Below are 331 nucleotides of genomic sequence, written 5' to 3' on the forward strand. Positions count from 1 at the left end.
GTCAACCGCGCTTACGAGACGACATTGGCTGAAGGCGTGCATTTCGAGCGTCGATTGTTCCATTCGTTGTTCGCAACGGAAGACCAGAAAGAAGGGATGGCCGCTTTTGTCGAGAAGCGAAAACCCGTCTTCAAACACCGTTGATCGAATTGCTCAAAAAACCGCTTGCAACCACGCAGGCAAGTGTCTAGAATTCCGGTCTTTCGTGCTGCGGCCAACGCGGCGCGAGGGAAACGAGGAAGGCGGGAGAGCCAGCATTGACGGGGCTTTCCGGTGGAGTCGGCGGGTTGGGAAGTTAAAAAAACCGGTTGACGAAACGAAAAAGGTTCTT

General features: G+C 53.8%; 1 protein-coding gene. It reads left to right on the forward strand.

Going from position 1 to position 331, the window contains the following annotated elements; all coding sequences use genetic code 11:
* On the forward strand, nt 1-144 hold a 144-nt coding region (locus SB753_RS35740), incomplete at its 5' end, for an enoyl-CoA hydratase-related protein (RefSeq protein WP_410804815.1).
* Nucleotides 145-331 lie beyond the last annotated feature (187 nt).

Origin of the sequence: Paraburkholderia sp. SIMBA_053 (genome assembly GCF_046534895.1) — a bacterium.
GTDB lineage: Bacteria > Pseudomonadota > Gammaproteobacteria > Burkholderiales > Burkholderiaceae > Paraburkholderia > Paraburkholderia caledonica.